21 protein-coding genes and 1 tRNA gene are annotated in these 20,249 nt (G+C 65.8%); 11 read left to right on the top strand and 11 right to left on the bottom strand.

What is annotated here, in order from left to right; all coding sequences use genetic code 11:
• Positions 1-65 precede the first annotated feature (65 nt).
• The 5 genes from AC1DGP_RS08660 to solA all read right to left on the bottom strand — a co-directional run bounded on the left by AC1DGP_RS08660 (position 66) and on the right by solA (position 5,890).
• On the bottom strand, positions 66-1,772 hold the full coding sequence (locus tag AC1DGP_RS08660; RefSeq protein WP_441506665.1) for a TRAP transporter large permease: 1,707 nt from the start codon (positions 1,770-1,772) through the stop codon (positions 66-68).
• 104 nt (positions 1,773-1,876) lie between these two features.
• Positions 1,877-2,476, bottom strand: coding sequence for a TRAP transporter small permease subunit (locus AC1DGP_RS08655; protein ID WP_441506574.1), 600 nt, complete (start codon positions 2,474-2,476; stop codon positions 1,877-1,879).
• A 118-nt stretch (positions 2,477-2,594) separates the two neighbouring features.
• Positions 2,595-3,785 (bottom strand): multidrug effflux MFS transporter, encoded by a 1,191-nt coding sequence (locus AC1DGP_RS08650; protein WP_476831999.1) that lies wholly within the window; start codon positions 3,783-3,785, stop codon positions 2,595-2,597.
• Complete coding sequence (locus AC1DGP_RS08645; RefSeq protein ID WP_441506572.1) at positions 3,782-4,684, bottom strand: DMT family transporter; 903 nt, start codon at positions 4,682-4,684, stop codon at positions 3,782-3,784. Before AC1DGP_RS08645 ends, AC1DGP_RS08650 begins: the two co-directional genes overlap by 4 nt.
• A 63-nt stretch (positions 4,685-4,747) precedes the next feature.
• On the bottom strand, positions 4,748-5,890 hold the full coding sequence (gene solA / locus AC1DGP_RS08640; RefSeq protein WP_441506571.1) for an N-methyl-L-tryptophan oxidase: 1,143 nt from the start codon (positions 5,888-5,890) through the stop codon (positions 4,748-4,750).
• A 212-nt stretch (positions 5,891-6,102) separates the two neighbouring features.
• On the opposite strand from solA, the gene AC1DGP_RS08635 reads away from it, so the two are divergent.
• Both AC1DGP_RS08635 and AC1DGP_RS08630 read left to right on the top strand, forming a co-directional pair.
• Positions 6,103-7,875 (top strand): methyl-accepting chemotaxis protein, encoded by a 1,773-nt coding sequence (locus AC1DGP_RS08635; protein WP_441506570.1) that lies wholly within the window; start codon positions 6,103-6,105, stop codon positions 7,873-7,875.
• A gap of 116 nt (positions 7,876-7,991) precedes the next feature.
• Positions 7,992-8,525: a GrpB family protein gene (locus AC1DGP_RS08630; protein ID WP_441506569.1), complete on the top strand. Its 534-nt coding sequence runs from the start codon at positions 7,992-7,994 to the stop codon at positions 8,523-8,525.
• Between the two features lie 191 nt (positions 8,526-8,716).
• On the opposite strand, the gene moaA is transcribed toward AC1DGP_RS08630, so the two are convergent.
• On the bottom strand, positions 8,717-9,718 hold the full coding sequence (gene moaA, locus AC1DGP_RS08625) for a GTP 3',8-cyclase MoaA (protein ID WP_441506664.1): 1,002 nt from the start codon (positions 9,716-9,718) through the stop codon (positions 8,717-8,719).
• Positions 9,719-9,892: 174 nt separating this feature from the next.
• Between moaA and AC1DGP_RS08620 the strand changes: the two genes are divergently transcribed.
• Positions 9,893-10,261, top strand: a complete 369-nt coding sequence (locus AC1DGP_RS08620; protein ID WP_441489213.1) for a gamma-butyrobetaine hydroxylase family protein — start codon at positions 9,893-9,895, stop codon at positions 10,259-10,261.
• Positions 10,262-10,355: 94 nt separating this feature from the next.
• Here the strand turns inward: AC1DGP_RS08620 and AC1DGP_RS08615 are convergent, their stop codons facing one another.
• Complete coding sequence (locus AC1DGP_RS08615; protein WP_113514822.1) at positions 10,356-10,937, bottom strand: L,D-transpeptidase; 582 nt, start codon at positions 10,935-10,937, stop codon at positions 10,356-10,358.
• A 172-nt stretch (positions 10,938-11,109) separates the two neighbouring features.
• On the bottom strand, positions 11,110-12,105 hold the full coding sequence (locus AC1DGP_RS08610; protein ID WP_441506568.1) for a lytic transglycosylase domain-containing protein: 996 nt from the start codon (positions 12,103-12,105) through the stop codon (positions 11,110-11,112).
• 116 nt (positions 12,106-12,221) lie between these two features.
• Between AC1DGP_RS08610 and AC1DGP_RS08605 the strand changes: the two genes are divergently transcribed.
• From AC1DGP_RS08605 to AC1DGP_RS08595, 3 genes are all read left to right on the top strand, one after another.
• Positions 12,222-12,422: a hypothetical protein gene (locus AC1DGP_RS08605; protein WP_441489215.1), complete on the top strand. Its 201-nt coding sequence runs from the start codon at positions 12,222-12,224 to the stop codon at positions 12,420-12,422.
• A gap of 163 nt (positions 12,423-12,585) precedes the next feature.
• Positions 12,586-12,732 (top strand): hypothetical protein, encoded by a 147-nt coding sequence (locus AC1DGP_RS08600; protein ID WP_476831998.1) that lies wholly within the window; start codon positions 12,586-12,588, stop codon positions 12,730-12,732.
• Between the two features lie 88 nt (positions 12,733-12,820).
• Positions 12,821-13,159, top strand: coding sequence for a hypothetical protein (locus tag AC1DGP_RS08595; protein ID WP_476831997.1), 339 nt, complete (start codon positions 12,821-12,823; stop codon positions 13,157-13,159).
• A gap of 201 nt (positions 13,160-13,360) precedes the next feature.
• On the opposite strand, the gene AC1DGP_RS08590 is transcribed toward AC1DGP_RS08595, so the two are convergent.
• Complete coding sequence (locus tag AC1DGP_RS08590) at positions 13,361-13,666, bottom strand: hypothetical protein (protein ID WP_113514830.1); 306 nt, start codon at positions 13,664-13,666, stop codon at positions 13,361-13,363.
• A 351-nt stretch (positions 13,667-14,017) separates the two neighbouring features.
• Here AC1DGP_RS08590 and AC1DGP_RS08585 point away from each other — a divergent pair.
• Positions 14,018-14,092, top strand: a tRNA-Val gene (locus AC1DGP_RS08585).
• Positions 14,093-14,257: 165 nt separating this feature from the next.
• Here the strand turns inward: AC1DGP_RS08585 and gph are convergent.
• On the bottom strand, positions 14,258-14,959 hold the full coding sequence (gene gph / locus AC1DGP_RS08580) for a phosphoglycolate phosphatase (protein WP_441506565.1): 702 nt from the start codon (positions 14,957-14,959) through the stop codon (positions 14,258-14,260).
• Positions 14,960-15,090: 131 nt separating this feature from the next.
• Here gph and AC1DGP_RS08575 point away from each other — a divergent pair, with 131 nt between their 5' ends.
• From AC1DGP_RS08575 to AC1DGP_RS08560, 4 genes are all read left to right on the top strand, one after another.
• On the top strand, positions 15,091-15,495 hold the full coding sequence (locus tag AC1DGP_RS08575; protein WP_441489220.1) for a hypothetical protein: 405 nt from the start codon (positions 15,091-15,093) through the stop codon (positions 15,493-15,495).
• A gap of 108 nt (positions 15,496-15,603) precedes the next feature.
• Positions 15,604-17,055, top strand: coding sequence for an NAD-dependent succinate-semialdehyde dehydrogenase (locus AC1DGP_RS08570; RefSeq protein WP_441506563.1), 1,452 nt, complete (start codon positions 15,604-15,606; stop codon positions 17,053-17,055).
• A 17-nt stretch (positions 17,056-17,072) separates the two neighbouring features.
• The gene (rpiA, locus tag AC1DGP_RS08565; RefSeq protein ID WP_441489222.1) at positions 17,073-17,774 is read left to right on the top strand and encodes a ribose-5-phosphate isomerase RpiA; all 702 of its coding nucleotides are present in this window, start codon (positions 17,073-17,075) and stop codon (positions 17,772-17,774) included.
• A 185-nt stretch (positions 17,775-17,959) separates the two neighbouring features.
• Positions 17,960-18,484, top strand: a complete 525-nt coding sequence (locus AC1DGP_RS08560; protein ID WP_441489223.1) for a DUF2059 domain-containing protein — start codon at positions 17,960-17,962, stop codon at positions 18,482-18,484.
• A 265-nt stretch (positions 18,485-18,749) separates the two neighbouring features.
• Here the strand turns inward: AC1DGP_RS08560 and AC1DGP_RS08555 are convergent, their stop codons facing one another.
• Entirely contained in the window at positions 18,750-20,249 is a 1,500-nt protein-coding gene (locus AC1DGP_RS08555) for a tripartite tricarboxylate transporter permease (protein WP_441506561.1), read from the bottom strand.

The raw sequence follows: 20,249 nt of genomic DNA, 5'->3' as shown, positions 1-20,249 counted from the left end.
TGCCGTACGGACATGAAAAAAGGCGGGGATCGCTCCCCGCCCTTTTTGTTTCGGCTGACCGGCGCCTATTTGAGGTTGAGCGTCGGCGGGGCGTTGAGGTCGAGACCTGGCATGCTGCCGCCCAGTCCCGGGATCTGGATCGAGTCGAACTGCTTGTCGATCGACTTCTGGTCGAGCTGAATGGCCGACGCCTTGTAGTGCATCACCATCTTCGGGAAGATGATGACGAGCGCCACCATGATGCACTGGATCACCACGAAGGGCACGGCGCCCCAATAGATCTGGCCGGTGGTGACGGGCTCCATCTGCAGGCCCGTGACCTTGTCCTTGTAGCGGTGCTTGGGCGCGACCGAACGCAGGAAGAACAGCGCGAAGCCAAAGGGCGGGTGCATGAAGCTCGTCTGCATGTTCACGCCCAGGATAACGCCGAACCAGATCAGGTCGATGCCGAGCTTCTCGGCCGCGGGGCCGAGCAACGGCACCACGATGAAGGCCAGCTCGAAGAAATCCAGGAAGAAGGCCAGCAGGAAGACCATCACGTTGACGACGATCAGGAAGCCCGTCGCGCCGCCGGGCAGCCCGACCAGCAGATGCTCGACCCAGACATGGCCGTTGACGCCGTAGAACGTCAGCGAGAACACGCGCGCGCCGACCAGGATGAAGAGCACGAAGGCCGAGAGCTTGGCCGTCGACTCCGTCGCCTGCTTCAGCAGCTCGAAGGAGAGGCGGCGCTTGCTGAAGGCGAGCAGGATCGCACCCGCCGCGCCCATCGCGCCGCCTTCGGTCGGTGTCGCGACGCCGATGAAGATCGTCCCGAGCACGAGGAAGATTAGCGCCAGCGGCGGCACCATCACGAAGATGACCTGCTCGGTCATGCGCGACAGCAGCTTGAGCCCCAGCATCTTGTTGATCAGCGCGATGACCAGCGAGACGCCAACCATGATCGACATCGTCAGCACGACGAAATCGGCCCCGGCATCGACCTTGGTATAGAGCTTCATATAGGCGTAGGCGACGCAGAAGGAGATGATCGCGACAACCAGCAGCGAGAACCGGCGTGTCTTGCCGTCGGCGTCGCGCAGGGTCTGTGCCTCTGGCGGCAGGCCGGGAGCGCGCTTCGGGTAGACGATGGTGACAAGGAAGACGTAACCGGCGTAGAGCCCGGCGAGGACGAGGCCTGGGATGAAGGCGCCCTCATACATGTCGCCAACGGACCGGCCGAGCTGGTCGGCAAGCACGATCAGAACCAGCGAAGGCGGGATGATCTGCGCCAGCGTTCCGGACGCTGCGATCACACCCGAGGCGAGTCGGCGGTCATAGCCGTAGCGCAGCATGATCGGCAGCGAGATCAGGCCCATCGAGATGACGGAGGCGGCAACGACACCGGTCGTGGCGGCGAGCAGGGCGCCAACGAAGATCACGGCATAGGCGAGGCCGCCGCGGATCGGGCCGAAGAGCTGGCCGATGGTGTCGAGCAGGTCTTCCGCCATGCCCGAGCGCTCGAGCACCAATCCCATGAAGGTGAAGAAGGGAATGGCGAGCAGCACGTCATTGTTCATCGTGCCGTAGATGCGTTCCGGCAGCGCCTGCAGGAAGTTCTCCTGGAACATGCCGAGGTCGATGCCGATCAGCGCGAAGAGCAGACCGTTGGCGGCGAGTGCGAAGGCGACGGGGTAGCCGAGCAGGAGGAAGAGCACGAGGGCGGCGAACATCACCGGCGCCATGTTGACGCGCAGAAAATCCCCGATCCCCGCGGCATGGGCATCGCCCATATGCAGGCTGAAGAAGGCAGTCAGGGTGAGCGCGAGCAAAAGCCCGGCTGCGCGCGCGAAGCGGGAGGCGGTCATCGGCGGTTTCCGGAGTTCTTCTGGGTTGCTCACGAAGCCAGGCCCTGGGCCTTGGCTTGATCCAGCAGGCGTTGCGCTTCCGCTTCCGCAGCGGCCGCATGGCCACGCAACGTCTCTTCGTCCTCCAGGAGGCCGCGCATGATCGCGATCTGCTTGATGACCTCCGAAATGCCCTGGCAGAACAGCATGAAGAAGCCGACGATCAGGAGCCCCTTGGCGGGCCACTGGGGCAGGCCGCCGGCCGAGAGCGACTGCTCATTGACCGCGTAGGAGCGCCAGAAGAACGGCCAGGAATGGTAGATCATCAGCGCGCAGAACGGCAGCAGGAACAGGAGATGACCGAGAAGGTCGATCCATTGCTGAACGCGCTTCGGCAACTGGCTGTTCAGGATGTCGATGCGGATATGCTCTTTCACCTGCAGCGTCCAGGAGGCGCACATCAGGAAGACGGCGCCGAACAGCATCCATTGCAGCTCGAGCCAGGCATTCGACGACATGTTGAACATCTTGCGGATAATCGCATTCACCGCTGCGACGATGACTGCCAGCAGGATCAGCCAGGCAACTTTCTTGCCGATCTGACTGTTGATCGCGTCGATGATGCGGCTGACCTTGAGAAGTCCCTGCACACCCGCTCTCCCAGATTATGAATGCACGCGACGCATGAGGGCCATGTCGCGCTGGTTAAGCGCTGGTTATACGAAGGTCTGGGGCAGCACAAGATTACGCAGGGCGACAGGCTGGGGATCAGCTGTGTCGCCGGAAGCCGCTGAAACGCAAGGAAAATAGCCCGATCGCCATCATCAGCCACATCGTGGCGATCAGGGACTGCGGCCAAAGTATGACAAGCCAGCTGATCACGATCGTGGCCAACGCACCGACACCGAGCTGGATGGCTCCCATCAGCCCGGCTGCGGAGCCGGCAAGTTCGGGTTTGGCGGACAGCGCTGCAGCTGCCGCACCGGGAATCGTCAAGCCATTGCCGACCGAGCTGATCGCCAGCGGCAGGAACAGGGTCAGCGGCGTCCAGTAATCGCTCATCGCGAACACCATCGCGATGCTCATCATCACCACGGAGATGATCAGGCCAAGCCGCACCAGGGGAGCGGCCCCGCGCCTGACCGCGAGCCGCGACATCGCGAAATTCCCGACCATGTAGCCGAACGCGCTCAGGATGAAGTAGGCGCCATAGACATCCGAGCCCCGGCCCATCGTCTCGACGACGATGAAGGGGGCTCCGGCGACGAAGGCGAAGAACGCGGCCGATGTCATCGAAAGCGCGATGACGTTGACGATGAACTCCCGGTCGAGCGCCAGGAGCGGGAAGGAGCGGAAGACGCCGAGCAGCGATGTCCTGATGCCGACATTCGGAGCGGTTTCCGGCAATCGGGCCGCCGTCAGCAGGAGAACGAGCACGCCGGCTGCGGTCATTGCCCAGAAGATCATCCGCCAGCCGAACCAGGTTTCGATATGGCCGCCGAGATAGGGTGCGATCATCGGCGCCACCACCATGACCATGGTGACGCTGGCGATCTGGCTCGCTGCCTCGTCGCGATGGGCGCTGTCGCGGATGATGGCCCGGGCGAGCGCGAAGGTCGTACCGGCACCAGCGCCCTCCAGCACGCGCGCCGCCAGCAGGACTTCCGTGGTGGGGGCCAATGCTCCGAGAATCGAGCCGAGAATGAAGACGATGATCCCGCCATTGACGCAGGGCCGCCGCCCGAAGCGGTCCGAGAGCGGGCCGATCAGCAACTGGATCAGCGCGACAGAGACGAGATACAGCGTCAGCGTGAGCTGGATCGTTGCGTAGTTCGTGCCGAAATGGCGCGCCACGGCTAGTGTCGCAGGCGCGAGAAGGTTGAGGGCGATCGGCTGCAGGGTCGAGATCGCGACCAGGACGAGCAGGGCGGGCTTCGCTGCAACAGGCTGGCCGCTCATGACGCAGGCCCACCCTCGATCTTGAGCTTGGCACTGGGAACGACGCGCTGGCGATGCAGGGTGTAGAGGCCGCTGCCGGCGATCAGCGCGATGCCGGTGACGGCCCAGGCGTCCGGAATCTCGCCCCAGAGCAGGTGCCCGATCAGCACCGCGAAGGCGACGCCGGAATAGCGGTAGCCGGTGACGACCCCGACATCGGTGTTCCGGAAGGCGTTGACGATGCAGAAGCTGCCAAGCGAAACCAGCACGGCCGCGCCGCCGACATAGACGGTCTCGATCCGCTGGACCGGCACCCAGGTCTCGAAGAAGCCGAGTGCGAAGGCGGAGAGGCCGACGATGATCGTCGCCGTGAACGAAATCACCGTCGAAGGGACGTGGTTGCCAATCCTGCGGGTAACCAGATCGCGAACCGCCGCCAATATCGCGCTGACGAGGGCCGCAATCGCGGCGATGTTCATATGCTCGGGCGTCGGCCGGATCACGACCAGCACGCCGATAAAGCCGACCGCGACGGCAACCGTCCGGCGCCAGCCGACCTTCTCGATGCCGAGCGCCACCGCGAGGACGAGGATGATGAGCGGTGAGGCCATCAGGATGGCGGTGATGTTCCCGAGTGGGAGCTTGGCCACCGACCAGATGAAGATCAGGGCGATTGCGGCCTCTATCATCCCGCGGAGCAGGACCAGCGGCCTGAACATTTCGCCGAGCTTGCGGCCTTCGCCCATCATCCAGATCATGGCGAGGGCCGTCGTCACCGCAAAGACGGCCCGCAGCGAGATCGCCTGCCCGACGGGGTAGACTTCACGTGCCAGCTTCATGAGCGCGTCGTTGCAGGTGAAGAGAAACATCGCCAGCAGCATGGCGATGATTCCGCGACGGTTTTCGGCTGAACTGGCCAAGGCAAGGTCCTGGTGGCGTCGAGAGGCCGTCGCGCAGAAGTTCTGCGCCGGGCTCGCGGCGGCTCACGCTTCCGGAAAGCGGCTGAGCGAGAAGGGTTTGAGATCGAAAGCGGATTGGCCGGTGGTGGAGAGGTCGGCGAGGATTTCGCCGATAGCGCTGGCGAATTTGTAGCCATGGCCGGAACAGGCGGATGCGAACACGGCCTGCGGGACGCCCGGCACGGCGTCGATTACGAAATCCTCGTCCGGCGTCACCGTGTAGACGCAGCCCTTGAGGCTGAGCGGTTCTCCGGCGGCATCGGGCAGGTAGCGGGCGAGGCAATCGCGGATCAGCGCCACCTGGCGCGGGCTCGGCGTGCGGTCCGGCTCGCGCGGATCCATCGGCTCGCGCCCGAAATGCGGGCCGCCGAGCTTGAAGCCGGGATGCTCGTAGAGCGGAAAGCCGTAGAAGGTGCCTTCCTCGACACTGAGGATGAAGACGGGGAAGGCGCCCGGACGATACAGCTCCGGCCGTCGCGTCGTGAACCAGCCGATGGCCTGCCGCACGGTCGAGACATTCGCAGCCAATGCCGGGACCGCGTCGGCGATCCAGCCGCCGGAGGTGATCACCAGCCGGCCAGCGGAATAGGTGCCGCGCTCGGTGCGAACGACCACGCCGCCTTGCGCTGTCGGCGCCCAGTCGAGCAGCGGCTCATTGGTCCGGATCTCGGCGCCACGCGATTGGGCGAGGCCGACATGGGCATAGATCGCCTTCTCGGAGGCGACGAACCCGCCATCGGGCTGCCAGAGACCGACATGTCCCGCCGGCAGCTGAAAGCCAGGGAAACGGCGCGCGATCTCCTGGCCCGAGAGCACCTCATGCGTCAACCCGTGGTCGAGGCAGGAGCGCAGCGAGGACTCGACCGGCCCGGCGCCTTCGGGGGCGAGATCGAGCGAACCGGTGACGTGCAGCAACTGCATGCCCGCTTCCGCGCCGGTCTCGGACCAGAGCTGATGCGCGCGCCGGACGATCGGCACGTAATGCGAGCCTTCGAAATAGGCGAGGCGGATGATCCGCGTCATGCCATGCGACGAGCCCATCGCATGGCCGAGGTCGAAGCGCTCGAGGCCAAGGACCTTCAGTCCGCGCCGCGCGAGATGCCAGCAGGCGGCGGAGCCCATGGCACCGACACCGGCAACGATCACGTCGTAGCTATGACTGGTCATGGGCTGGCCTGGGGGAGGGCAATGCGGATGATCAGAGCTTTAGCTGCAGCCTCGCATCGGGTCCATGCCGGTCCGGGACGGCGAATCCCGCTTCCGGCGCATGGCCCTGCGCGCTTTCGGCCTCTCGTTTGGGCAAGTCGTGGCTTCGGGAGAAGCTTTGTTAACATTGCCCGACCATAAAGGTTCGACTTTGCGCTGTCCGGGATTGGCTGATGTTTCGCGAAAGGGTCCGGCGCTGGTTGGGCACCCAAGACCGTGCCGTTGCAGCCGGGCCTGTCGCCACTGCGGAGCCGACGTCGCCGGCAGAAGCGATCGAACTTCCCGATCCGCTCGACGATGCCTCGATCCGCGAAGCCGTCAATGCGCTCGAGCAGGATGTCGTTGCCGCCCTGCGACGCCTCACCGGGCGCCTCTATGAGGCAGAGCATACATCGAGCCAGGCCGAGGGTGGTTCGATCGGCATTCACAGGCGTACCGGCGATCTGAGGCAGGCGGCCGAGACGGCCAGCATGAATTCGAGCGCGCTCGCGACCGCCACCCAGCAGGTCTCCGACGCGGCCGAGCAGGTCGGCAGCTCGATGAATGGCGCGCGCGACATGCTGGAGGCGGCGGCCATGCGTGCCGGCGAGGCGACGCACATGATGACAGGCCTCGCCTCCGCCACGGTCGAGATCCGCAGCATCGTCGATTCCATTGCCGAGATCGCGCGCCAGACCAATCTGCTTGCCTTGAATGCGACCATCGAAGCGGCGCGCGCCGGCGAGGCCGGCCGCGGCTTCGGCGTGGTTGCCCAGGAAGTGAAGGCGCTTTCCATCGAGGTGCGCGACGCGGTCGACCATATCCGCAACCGTGTCGATCGGCTGACCCAGACGGCCCAGGGCTCGGCCGCGATCGTCAATGATGCGCTGCAAATGGTGCGGGACGTCAATCCGGTGATCGCGGCGATCGGCAGCGCCTCGCTCGAGCAGGCAGCAGCGGCCTCGGAACTGTCGCGCAGCGCCGACGAGACGGCCCGCTTCATCGATACGGTTTCCCGGCAGGTCGGTGAGATCGACGAAATGGCCTTGGGCGCAGCGGCCCGCAGCGCCGAGGCGCGCGCCGCCATGTCGGATGGCGCGCGCCAGGCCGAAGGACTGATGGGGCGCTTCGTGCCATTGCTGCGGCACACCGTCTTCGCCGACCGCCGCCAGCATGACAGGTTCCCTGCGGAGTATCCGGTCGAGGGACACTTCGGCGCCACGACCTTCAACGCGCAGACGATCGACCTCGGCTTGGGTGGAACGCTGCTGCTCGCCCAGTCCGATCCCGGCATCCGCCCAGGCACGGGCGGGACGATCACCATCGCTGGCCTGCCGCCTTTGGCCTGCCGTCTGATGGCGTCGAGCCAGCTCGGCCTGCATGTCGCCTTCGGCGAAGCGACCGTCAGGGAGCATGAGCCCCTGCGCCGTCTGCTCGACGAGATCGAAGAATCCTATCGGCCGCTGATCGAGCGCGCGCAGCTCTTCGCGGTTCGCCTGGGCACGCTCTTCGAGCAGGCACTGCGGGATGGGAAGCTGTCCGAGGCCCAGCTCTTTGACGTCAACTATCTGCCCGTGCCGGAGACCGAGCCGCAGCAATACACCAACAGCGCCTTGCCGGCCCTTGAGGCGCTGTTGCCGCCGGCGCTCGCCGAGGAACTGGCCAGCGATCCGCGGCTGGTCTTCGCCCTGCCGATCGATCGCAACGGCTATATTCCGGTGCACCACCCCGAGTTCGCCCATCCGCAGCGCAAGGGCGATCCTGCCTGGAACGCGCCGCATAGCCGCAACCGCCGCATGTTCCACGATCGCGCCGGCATCATGTCGGCCCGCTCCGTGCGCCCCTTCCTCGTCCAGTCCTACCGGCGCGACATGGGCGATGTCACCCAGCTCATGCGCGAGGTCGACGCGCCGCTCCGCGTGAATGGCCGGCATTGGGGCGGTGTGCGGATGGCCTATCGGATGTAGGAGGCCGGGGCGCTCCGCAGCCACCTGGAGAGTGACCGGTTCCCTCAACGTGCTCGTCCTTGCGCCGGGCAGCGGCATCGTAGAAAGAGCTCTGCCCTGAATGGAAGAGCACTGGCATGCCGCCGCCCATCACAGTTGAACTGCACCCCCATGATCCCCATTGGTCCGATCTCGCCGGGCGCGAGGCGCAACGTCTTGCGGAGGCGATCGGGCCATGCCTGCTCATCGTTCATCACGTCGGTTCGACAGCGATCCCGGCCATTCACGCCAAGCCGATCCTGGACCTTCTGCCAGTGGTCGGGAGCCTGGCTGCGCTCGATGCCCGGCAAGGCGAGCTGGAAACGCTCGGATACGAATGGTGGGGAGAGCTTGGCTTGGCCGGCCGGCGCTACCTTACGAAAGCCGATACGGAGACGGGGCGCAGGCTCGTCCAGCTCCATTGCTATCCCGAAGGCTCCCCGGAGATCACGCGACACCTGGCGTTCCGCGATTATCTCCGGGCCCGTCCCGACATCGCAGCCGCCTATGATCGCGTAAAGGCGGACTGCCGGAGCCGGCACCCCGACGACTCCCACGCTTATGGCGACTGCAAGGATGCGTGGATCAGACAGGCGGAGGCAGATGCTCTCGCGTGGTATCAAAGCCACTGAGCTGCGACGTCTTTGAGACCGGCCGGCCCCGACCTGAGCCAGCCGGCGGGGATGACAGGCCGTCCCCGTGGATAACCGCAGGCCGCAGGTCGCGCTTCCGGATCGTCGGGAGTTGCCCGCTTGGGCGACAGGGGGCGCAGGTTATTGCCGCTGGAGACAAGTCTGGCACATTCGGCTGCGCGCGCCGACCGTCAGCCCCCCGTCACGCTCATATGGCGCCTGACGGCAGGGCGGGCATGCCTTCGGTCGATGACGAAGTCATGGCCCTTCGGCTTGCGCGAGATCGCCTCGTCCATGGCACGGTAGAGCAGGGCATCGTCGCCGGAGGCGCGCACGGCGGCGCGCAGATCGGCGGCGTCCTCCTGGCCAAGGCACATGTAGAGAGTGCCGGTGCAGGTCAGGCGCACCCGGTTGCAGCTTTCGCAGAAATTATGGGTCATCGGCGTGATGAAGCCGAGCAGCCCGCCGGTCTCGCGAACTCGGACATAGCGCGCCGGGCCGCCGGTACGATAGGGATCGTCGTCGAGCGTATAGCGGTCCATCAGCCTCGCGCGGACGATCGAGAGCGGCAGGAACTGGTCGATGCGTCCGGGCTCGATCTCGCCGAGCGGCATCACCTCGATCAAGGTGAGGTCCATGCCGAGTCCATGGGCCCATTGCATCAGGCCCTCGATCTCATCCTCGTTGACGCCCTTCAGGGCCACCGCATTGATCTTGACCCTGAGCCCGGCCTCGCGCGCAGCCTCGATACCGCGCTGCACTTTGCCGAGATCGCCCCAGCGCGTGATCGCGCGGAATTTGTCCGGATCGAGCGTGTCGAGCGAGACATTGATGCGCCGCACGCCGCAGGCTGCGAGCTCGCTCGCATAGCGCTCCAGCTGCGAGCCGTTGGTCGTCAGGGTCAACTCATCAAGCGCGCCGCTGGTCAAATGCCGCGAGAGCGAGCGGAACAGGTTCATGATGTCGCGCCGGACCAGCGGCTCGCCGCCGGTGATGCGCAGTTTGCGGGTGCCGCGCGCCACGAAGGCGGTCGCAACCCGGTCGACCTCTTCCAGCGTCAGCAGATCGCGCTTGGGCAGGAACGTCATGTCCTCGGACATGCAGTAGACGCAGCGGAAATCGCAGCGATCCGTCACGGAGATGCGCAGATAGCTGATCTCCCGGCCGAACGGATCGATCAGCGGCGGGCGCATCACGGGCTTGTGGGAGTCGATCAGCACTCTGGTTTCGTCTCTACAGCGTTTCCACCATCCGCTGCTCGCACGTGCGTGGTGGCAGCCGCATAGCTATATCATGTTCAGACATTGGCACTGGCGTGCGTGGCGTCAATAGCTGCGATCGTCACATCCCCTTGGTGAAAAACGAAGATGTCAGCCTGGCCCACCGAAATCCGCCTCTCCAAGGATCGGCGCACCCTCCACATTGCCTTCGAGGACGGCGCGAGCTTCGCGCTGGCGGCCGAGCTGCTGCGGGTGGAAAGCCCGTCCGCCGAAGTCCAGGGCCATGACCCGAGCCAGAAGAAGACGGTGCCGGGCAAGGCCGAGGTCGAGATCATCGGCGTCGACCCCGTCGGCCACTACGCCGTCAAGCTCTCCTTCGACGACATGCACGATACCGGCATCTTTGCCTGGGACTATCTGCGCGAGCTCGGCGAGCATGCGCAGGAGAAGACGCAGGCCTATCTCGACGCTCTCGCCGCCAAGGGGCTGTCGCGGGAGCCTGTCAGACGGAGGTGACCGGCTTCCGAACCGGCGCGGTCAGGACCGCCCGGCTCGAACAAGAAAAAGGCCGGCACGAGGCCGGCCTTCCTTATCCAGGGAAGCGGGTCGCTCAGCGGGCGACGACGACCCGGGTGCCGACCTTGGTGCGCTCGTAAAGGTCGATCACATCATCGTTCAGCATGCGGATGCAGCCCGACGACACGGCCTGGCCGATCGTCTCCGGCTCGTTCGAGCCATGGATGCGATACAGGGTCGAGCCGAGATACATGGCGCGGGCGCCCATCGGGTTCTCCGGGCCACCGGGCATGAAGCGCGGCAGGTCGGGGCGCCGCTTCAGCATCTGCGACGGCGGGGTCCAGGTCGGCCACTCCGCCTTGCGCGTGATGGCCTGCGAGCCGGACCAGTCGAAGCCGGGGCGGCCGACGCCGACGCCATAGCGCACGGCCTTGCCTTCGGGCAGCACGAAATAGAGTCGGCGCTCGGTCGTGTTGATCACAATGGTGCCGGGCCGCTGCCGGGTGTCATAGGACACGATCTCGCGGGGAATGGCGGTAGCCTGCGCCTTGGCGGCCTCAGGGTTCTGCATCAATGGCTGGCGCGTCAGCGGATCGATCTCATAGGCATTGGCAGTCGACGCGGCAGCCATCAGGCCCAAGCCTGCGAACATGGCCATTCGGAAAGAGCGGTTCATCGGGACCTCAGGGCGTGGATTCGCGCGGACATGAAGTTGACCGGAAAAAGTCAACATCTCCTCAATCTCCTGTCAGACTCACGTTTGGCGTGCAATCATTGTGGCATCACATCGACGCGAGGCACGGGCTTTCGACCGCCGCGTTGCGCACCTGCAACATAAACTTGGCCGCTCAGCTCTTGAGCACGACGCAGGCCCCGTTCTGCGCCTGGATGCGACGGCACAGCGCGGTTGCCTCGGTTCGTGTGGCGGCTGGCAGCCGCACCCGATAGAAGGCCCGCGTCCCGCGACTGCGCAGCCGTGTGCCGATGATCATCGGTTGCAGCTCGGCAATGATCGTCCGGTGCTTCTCGCTCGCCCGCTGGAAAGACGCCAGCGCGCGTGCCTTCGAGAAGTTTCCGGCCAATTGCACGCCCCATGGCGCGAAGGGCGCCTCGCGCAGCTCGAGCGGCTTGCTGCCGGCGCGGATCGCCACGACCGTCGTTGCGCAGAACGAGGTTTCGTCTCGCGTTGCGCGCCGGGCAGGGCGGTCGCGCCCGTCGCCGTTCACGGCCGCGCGCGCATCCTCGGCCCAGGTCTCGGCGGCGACGCCAGTGATCGAGAGCACATAATTCTCAGTCTCGAATGGCAGGCCGCCGCGACCGGCGAGCCAGGATGCGACCCGGTTCGGGCCGCCGTTATAGGCGGCGGCGGCAAGTCCCCAATTGCCGAAGCGCTGGCGCAGCTCCGCCAGGAAATGGGCAGCCTTCGGCACGGCCTGCTCCGGGTCGAACGGGTCGAGCAGGCCGCGCTCGCGCGCCGTGCCCGGCATGAACTGCGCCACGCCCTGGGCTCCTGCCGGGCTGGTGACGCCCGGGCGAAAGCTCGATTCCTGAAAGATCAGCCGGGTGAGGAAGGCGGCCGGAACCCCCTGGCCCCGCGCCGCTTCGTCGATCAGCCGGCAGAGGGCCTGGTCGATTCCGGAGGAGGCTGGCTCCTCCGGCGCTGCCAAGGCCGGACACGCGAGCAGCGCGCCTGCGAGGCATGTCACTGGGACCAGATGGCGGTGACGCCGCCGCGGACAGGCCGTTGCCGCCCCGCCGAGCCGCCGCAACAGGCGCGGCAGGATATCAGCCGCGGCCTCAAAGGCGTCTGCGATCACAGTTCGAGGGGTTGGGCGGATCGGCATGGCTCTGTATCGCATGGGCGCACTGATTGCTCGACACATCCCGCCCGTCTCGGTCACAATCCGTCTCGGGTCCGGAACCTGTGTTTGACCGGACAAGTCTGCGGAAGGGCCTAACGATGTTCAACTGGATCATTCAGGCATTGCTGGCCTTGGCCGGGATCGTCGCCGCTTGGTTCGTTGCTCCCAGCGCTCCCAATTTCGACTTTGTTCAGATGGTGGTCGCGCTTCTCCTGCTGACGGTCTTCGTGGCGCTCGCGGCCTTCTGGCCGACATTGGCCATCTGGCGCCGGAATCGTCGGCCCCGCGACCGGGCATGATCAGGTGTTCGAGGGACGCGCCTGCTGCCGTGCCGGGGCGAGGCTGAAACCAATCGGGTGTTCGCGCGTAGTTGCTTCATCTGCAACCGCCATAGGGAATTCCTGTGTCCGAGCCGTGCAAGGGGCCGGTGGATGGTGCGCAACGCGCGAGGGCGGTCGTCTGATGCAGGTTTCCGCTGAGGAGCAAGCGCTCGTCGGGCTTTACCGGTCGCTCTCCTTCGAAAACCAGCGAAATGTCATCCGCTATGCCGACGCGGTGCGGGATATCGGGACCATGTTCAAGCGCGCCCCTGCAGGGGATTCCCCCTGACCGCGAAGCCGGCGCAATGGACACGATCCGGCATCGTGGACACACTCCGACAGTCTGAGCAAACCAGTCCAGCGAAGGAGTTCGCTCAATGCCGATCGGGTCGCCTCTGCCTGTCCTTGCCGCAGTTTTCCTTGCCATCGCCTCGGGCGCCGCCCCCGCCGCAGCCCAGCAGCGGACGCTCGGTGCGCCGACAGGCTCGGTCCGCATCCAGCAGGTCCAGGTTGCCTTCATCGGCTCCGGCGAGGTCGGCGGCGGAACGCTGAAGTTCGGCGGCCGTTCCTACGGCATCACGGTCGGCGGTGTGGGCTTCGGCGGCTTCGGCGCCTCACGGATGACGGCGTCCGGGACGGTCTACGGGCTTCACCGCTTGCAGGATTTCACGGGGGCTTATGTCCAGTTGCGCGAGGGTTGGGCGCTGGGAGCGTAGGGCAAGGGCAGCGTCTGGCTCCGCAACAGCAATGGCGTCACGATGAAGCTGAACACACGCCGCCAGGGTCTGCAGCTTGCGCTGGGGGCAGACGGCATCCTCATCGGTTTCAAGTGATCCGGGGCCGAAGGCCCGCGCTCTGACACAATCGGACCTGACGAGATCGCGAGCCAGGGCTTGCTCGCGATCTCGCCGAGATTTCTACTGAATGGCGCCGCGCTTGGGGCCGAAACCGTCGAAATAACAGCGGCAAGGGGCGCCTCTTGGCGATGGCGGCGCTTCGCAGGAGCCGCGGGAGGTGACGCACATGTCGCCATAGCGCGGCTGGCGATAGGGGCGCTCATAGCCGTAGCGCGGCGGCGGTGGCCGGTCGTAGTCCCAGCCCCGATCATAGCCGTAGCGCGGCGGCGGGCGGTCATAGGGATCATAATACTGTGCGTGCGCCGCTGCCGCCGGGATCAGCGCCGAGACCACTGCCGACGTGAGGATCAATTTTCTGAGCAGCATCGATGGGTCCTCCAATTCGAGGCGTGAATAGCTCGCTGCGGATGAACGGAACGTGACCCGCTCCGTTCCCTCCAGAGCCAAAGGCGCGCTTTCCCCCTGGGCAACGGATATGCGCGGCGTGAGCGGCAGGTGACGTGCGTGCTCTGCGGCCTGGCGGTCCTTGCCAGCGGAGTCAGCTGTCGGGATTCGCCGCAATGTCGCGTTGTGCGGAGTTGCTGCCTGATGGGGGCGGGGAGGGCCTCCTACAGCACTGCAGCTGGATCCATGCGGAGATTTCCCCGGCTGCGTGCGGGCTTGGCGGAACTGCGCCTTGACGGCGCATGTGTCCGCGACTAGGAGAAGCGCCGGTCCGGGCGGCTAGCTCAGCGGTAGAGCACTCCCTTCACACGGGAGGGGTCACAGGTTCGATCCCTGTGCCGCCCACCATTTTTCCTCTTCATATCGCTATCGAGATCTGTGCAGAGCGCGCTTTGCGTGCATCAGCATGGCTATCCAGTTGTGACGCAGATATCGCGCGGCTTGCCTCAACGACGGGCCGCGTCACCCGACCTGATCGGTCAGCAGCGGAGCCGATCAAAGCCCCGCCGATCGCTATTTCGCCGATGCGCAAAGCGCGGGCGCCGGCTCCAGTATCTGCCGCACGGCGCCGTGCAACTCGTCGAAATGCTGGATCACGAGATCGGGCTCCAGCTCCTCGATCGGGACATCGGTATAGCCGAAGGGAACGCAGATCGAGGGGATACCGGCGGCACGCGCGGTGGTGATATCCGTGCGTGAATCGCCGATCATCACCGCGCGCCTGGGGTCACCGCCGGCGGCTTCGATCGTCAGCGTCAGGTGGCGGGGGTCGGGCTTGTGGAAGGCGAAGCTGTCGCGCCCGGCCACAGCCGCAAAATGCCCGCTGATGCCGAAATGCTCGAGGATCAGGCGCGTGTGCAGGATCGGCTTGTTGGTGCAGACGGCGAGCGCATAACCGTCCTCCGCCAAGGCCTGCATGGCAGCAACGACGCCCTCGTAGAGATAGCTGTTCGAGGCGACGTCCTCGGCGTAGATTCGCAGGAAGTCCTGAAACAGCCGCTCCAGCGTCTCTTCGTCGAGCGGCCGTCCGGAGACGCGAAAACCACGTTCGATCAGGGCGCGGGCGCCGGCGCCGACGAGTTCACGCGCGCGTTCCAGCGGCAGGGGCGAGAGCTTTTCCTGCTCGAGAATGACGTTGAGCGTGCGCATGATATCGGGCGCGGTCTCGGCGAGGGTGCCGTCGAGATCGAAGACGACGATGGGGAGCAAGCTCATGGGCGGGGTTCCGGTGCGCAGGTGCTTTGGGCCTCTACAGGCGGTCTGGTCCGGTTTGGCAAGCGAGCCGCGCCGGATCGTCATCTTGGCAKGCAGCAACAATGCTATCTTTGCCTTGATTCGCGTGAAGGATGGCAGTGGTGTCTGAATATCTTGAAAACGCCGGCTTCCGCCGGTCGGTGCTCGGGGCGCTGCTGGCGCTCGGCACCTGCATCGTGCCGCATGTCTCCGCTCAGGCCGCGCCCTTCGAGTTTGCGCCTGCGCCGCAGACGGATCTCAACCGTGTCTACAGGGTCGATCGCGCCACCGGCGAGGTCGGCGCCTGCCAGTTCCAGCTCAAGGAAGGCGGCGTCGGCGTCACTGTCTGCTTCCCGGCGGGGGAGGGGGCCGGCCCGCAGGCGCCGAGCGACTACCTGCTGATGCCGTCGCGCCACGAGCGTGAAGGCGGCATCTTCCGCGTCAATGTTCGCACCGGCGAGATGAGCATCTGCTACGTCTTCGACGACAAGGTGGTCTGTACACCGCAGACGAAATAGCCCCGTCCTGCGCTTCGAGCACCTGCAGCATGCGGCATTTTGAATCGGCGCGACGCGATCGCTCGTGCTAGAGGCCCGGGCATGTCCGCAATCGCGTCGAGGCCCGCCATGCTGAAGCTGAATGATCCGTCGCTCCTGAAATCGCAGTGCTATGTCGATGGCGCCTGGATCGGCGCGGGCGTCGATGCGGTCGACAATCCCGCAACCGGCGAGCTGCTGGCCAAGGTGCCGCGCTTCGGCGCCGATGAGACCACCGCTGCGGTCGAAGCCGCCTCGCGGGCCTTCAAGCCCTGGGCGAAGAAGAGCGCCAAGGAGCGCTCGGTGATCCTGCGCAAATGGTTCGACCTGATCATGGCGAACCAGGAGGACCTGGCGCAGATCATGACCGCCGAGCAGGGCAAGCCGCTGAGCGAAGCGCGCGGCGAGGTCGCCTATGCCGCCTCCTTCGTCGAGTTCTACGCCGAAGAGGCCAAGCGCATCTATGGCGAGACGATTCCCTCGCCCTTCCCGAATTCGCGCATCATCGTCCAGAAGCAGCCGGTCGGCGTCTGCGCTGCGATCACGCCCTGGAATTTTCCGGCCGCGATGATCACCCGCAAATGCGCTCCCGGTCTCGCCGCCGGCTGTACCTTCGTGGTCAAGCCGGCCCCGGATACGCCGCTGACGGCACTGGCTCTGGTCGAACTGGCCGAGCGGGCCGGTTTCCCCAAGGGCGTCATCAATCTCGTCACCGGCGATGCGCAGGCCATCGGCGGCGTGATGACCTCGCACCCGGCCGTGCGCTTCATCGGCTTCACCGGCTCGACGCCGGTCGGCAAGCTCCTGATGCAGCAGGCCGCCTCGACGGTGAAGAAGGTTGGCCTCGAGCTCGGCGGCAATGCGCCCTTCATCGTCTTTGACGATGCCGATCTCGACGCTGCCGTGCAGGGCGCGATCATCGCCAAGTACCGCAACATGGGTCAGACCTGCGTCTGCACCAACCGGCTCTTCGTGCAGGACGGCATCCATGACGATTTCGTCGCGAAATTCGCCGGCGAAGTCGCAAAGATGAAGGTCGGCAACGGTGCCGAAATCGGTGTCGTGCAGGGGCCGCTGATCAATGAGCGCGCGGTCGAGAAGGTCGAGCGTCATGTCGCCGATGCCGTCGCCAATGGGGCGAAGGTCGTGGTCGGCGGCAAGCGCCATGCGCTCGGTCGCACCTTCTTCGAGCCGACCGTGCTTGCCGGCGTCACCACGAAGATGCTGGTGACGCGCGAGGAAACCTTTGGCCCGCTCGCTCCGGTCTATCGCTTCACCAGCGAGGACGAGGTCGTGGCCATGGCCAATGACACGCCCTTCGGGCTCGCCGCCTATTTCTACACCCGGGATCTCGGTCGCGCCTTCCGCGTCGCCGAGGAGCTCGAATACGGCATGGTCGGCATCAACTCCGCCATCCTCGGCACCGAGGTTGCGCCCTTCGGCGGGGTCAAGGAATCCGGCCTCGGCCGCGAGGGCTCCCTCCACGGCATGGATGAGTTCGTCGAGATCAAGTACATGCTCCTCGGCGGGCTGGGCGCGTGACAGGTCAGGACAAGCTGATGAGCCCCGACGACCTCAAGAAGCAGGCGGCAGCGCGCGCGCTCGAACTGGTTCGCCCAGGCATGAGGCTCGGCCTCGGCACGGGCTCGACGGCGAAGCATTTCGTCGACCTGCTCGGCGCTCGCGTTGCGGCGGGGCTGGATGTGCTCTGCGTCGCGACGTCCGAAGCGACGCAGGCCCAGGCCATGGCGCTGGCCATCCCGATGTCGACGCTCGATCAGACGCCGGAGCTCGACCTGACGGTCGATGGCGCAGACGAGGTCGATCCGCAGCTTCGCCTGATCAAGGGTGGCGGAGCAGCCCATCTGCGCGAGAAGATCGTCGCGGTGGCCTCGAAGCGCATGGTCGTCATCGCCGATGACACCAAGCTGGTCGAGACCCTCGGGCGTTTCCCGCTGCCGATCGAGGTCGTGCCTTTCGGGCTTGAGGCGACGCGTCGCGCCGTGGCCTCCGCGATCGCGGCATCGGGGGCGGCAGGCGAGATCAAGCTGCGGCTGCGCCCGGATGGCTCGACGCTGGTCACCGATGGCGGCCATTTCATCCTTGATGCGCATCTCGGGCGCATCGAACAGCCCGAGGCGCTCGCCGCCGCCTTGAACGCCGTTCCGGGCGTGGTCGAGCACGGGCTCTTCCTCGGCATTGCCTCCTGCGCCATCCTCGCCAGCAGCTCGGGCCTGAAGATTCTCGGCACGATCGAATGATTCCATTCCGGCGCAATCCGCGCTAAGGAGACGCGCACCACGCCGCCCGGAACCGGACGGATACGTCACCACGCCGATCGCGGCGATACCGAAACCGCCGGGTGGACCGGCTCGCTTGCCGAAGGGCGGGCGAGGGTCATGCCCGGGCTGTGTGAGTCAGCCTGATAATGAAGGGGCCCAACGCAATGTTCCGTCACCACCTCGCCGGCGTGGCCGTCGGTCTGGCGCTTGTATTCGCCGTGCCTGCGCAGGCCCAGGCTCCGGCTGCGACCCCGGCTCCGGCCTCCACGGTGACGGCTTCGCAGCTCCAGGCTGGCCGCGATGTCGTGATCTCCTCGGGCATCGCACAGTCCTTCGAGTCGATTTACGGCGAGTTCCGCGATCGCGTCCGCCAGATCGTCGGCACCACCCGTCCCGAGATCCAGAAGGATCTGAATGAGGTGATCGATACGCTGAAGCCGGAATCCGATCAGAAGATCGCGGAGATGATCACCGCGGCAGGCGAGATCTTCGCGAAGAAGATGACCGAGTCCGACCTCAAGGAGGTCGCCGCCTTCTTCAAGTCGCCGGTCGGGCAGCGCTACAACGCCTTCCGTCCGCAGGCGATCGACGAGATCTTCGTCGTGCTGCAGCCATGGACCCTGCAGACCAGCAACTTCCTGTTCGATCGGTTCAGCCAGGAAATGCGCAAGCGCGGCCACCAGCTCTGAGCAGCCGACACAAGCCGTCCAAAGAGAAGGCCGMCGGTGATGAACCGGCGGCCTTCTTGGTTTTCGAGACGGGGGGCGGTTCACCGCGCGGCCCGCATCCGGCTTGATCATCCCTTGCACGGGCAGCAACTGAGGCGCCCCGGCGGGACATATGACCAGGGCGGGTCGCTCAGACCATCGGGCTGGATAGTCGCATCCGGTCCGATGTCTGAGCTTCAGTGATTGCATCGGCCCGAAAACTGCAATCCGCTTCCGGGCCGATATCTTAGTCTTCGGAAGCCTTGAACCTGTTCAGCCCGCTCATCACGAAGGGCGCGACGAGCCCGATGAAGGCCAGGCCGAGCAGGATCGCGGAGCCAGGGTTCTCGAGCAGGATCATCGGGTCGCCGAGGCTGATCTGGAGCGCGCGGCGCAACTGCGCCTCCGCCATCGGGCCGAGGATGAGCCCGACCACCATCGGAGCGACCGGATAGTCGTAGCGGCGCATCAGAAAGCCGAGGAAGCCGAAGACGAAGAGCATCGAGAGTTCGACCACCGAGGCCTTGACCGCGAGCGTGCCCATCGCCGCGAAGACCAGGATGCCGGCATAGAGCCAGGGCTGGGGGATCGCCAGAAGCCTGACCCAGAGCCCGATCAGCGGCAGGTTGATGATCACCAGCATCGTGTTGGCGATGAAGAGCGAGGCGATCAGGCCCCAGACGAGATCGGGGCGTTCGGCGAAGAGCAGCGGGCCAGGGTTGAGCCCGTATTGCTGGAAGCCAGCCAGCATGATCGCGGCCGTCGCCGAGGTCGGCAGGCCGAGCGTCAGCAGCGGCACCAGCGTGCCCGCCGCCGAGGCATTGTTGGCGGCTTCCGGGCCGGCGACGCCTTCAATCGCGCCCTTGCCGAACTCGCCGGGATATTTGCAGAGCTTCTTCTCGGTCGAATAGGACAGGAAGGTCGGCACCTCTGCGCCGCCAGCGGGCAGCGCGCCGATCGGGAAGCCGAAGGCGGTCCCGCGCAGCCATGGCGCCCACGAGCGCTTCCAGTCCTCCTTGGTCATCCAGAGCGAGCCCTTGATCGGGACGATCTCCTCCGGGTCCCGGAAGCGCTTGGAAGCGACATAGAGCGCCTCGCCGACCGCAAACAGGCCGACGGCCAGCGTCGTCACCTCGACGCCGTCGAGCAGTTCCGGCACGCCGAAGGTCAGGCGCGCCTGTCCGGTCAGGCGGTCGATGCCGATCAGGCCGAGCGTGACGCCGATGGCGAGGCTGGTGATCCCGCGCAGAGGTGAATCGCCGAAGGTCGCCGATACCGTGACGAAGGCGAGGATCATCAGCGCGAAATAGTCCCACGGCCCGAACTTGACCGCGACCTCCACCAGCCACGGCGCGAGGAAGGCGAGGCCCAGCGTCGCGATGGTGCCGGCGACGAAGGAGCCGATCGCGGAGGTTGCCAGTGCCGGGCCGCCGCGGCCGGCCTTGGCCATCTTGGAACCTTCGAGCGCGGTTGCGAGAGAGGCACTCTCTCCTGGCGCGTTAATCAGGATCGCAGTGGTCGAACCGCCATACATGCCGCCGTAATAGATGCCGGCGAACATGATCAGCGAGCCGGCGGGATCGAGCTTGAAGGTCACCGGCAGGAGCAGTGCCACCGTCAGCGCCGGGCCGATGCCCGGCAGGACGCCGACTGCAGTGCCGAGGAAGACGCCGACCAGCGCGAAGAGCAGTTTCGACGGCTCGATCGCGACGGCGAAGCCGTGCATCAGTGCGTTGAATGTGTCCAT

This window comes from Allobosea sp. 05T433, assembly GCF_056396065.1.
This window is presented reverse-complemented; position numbering and strand designations above follow the sequence as displayed.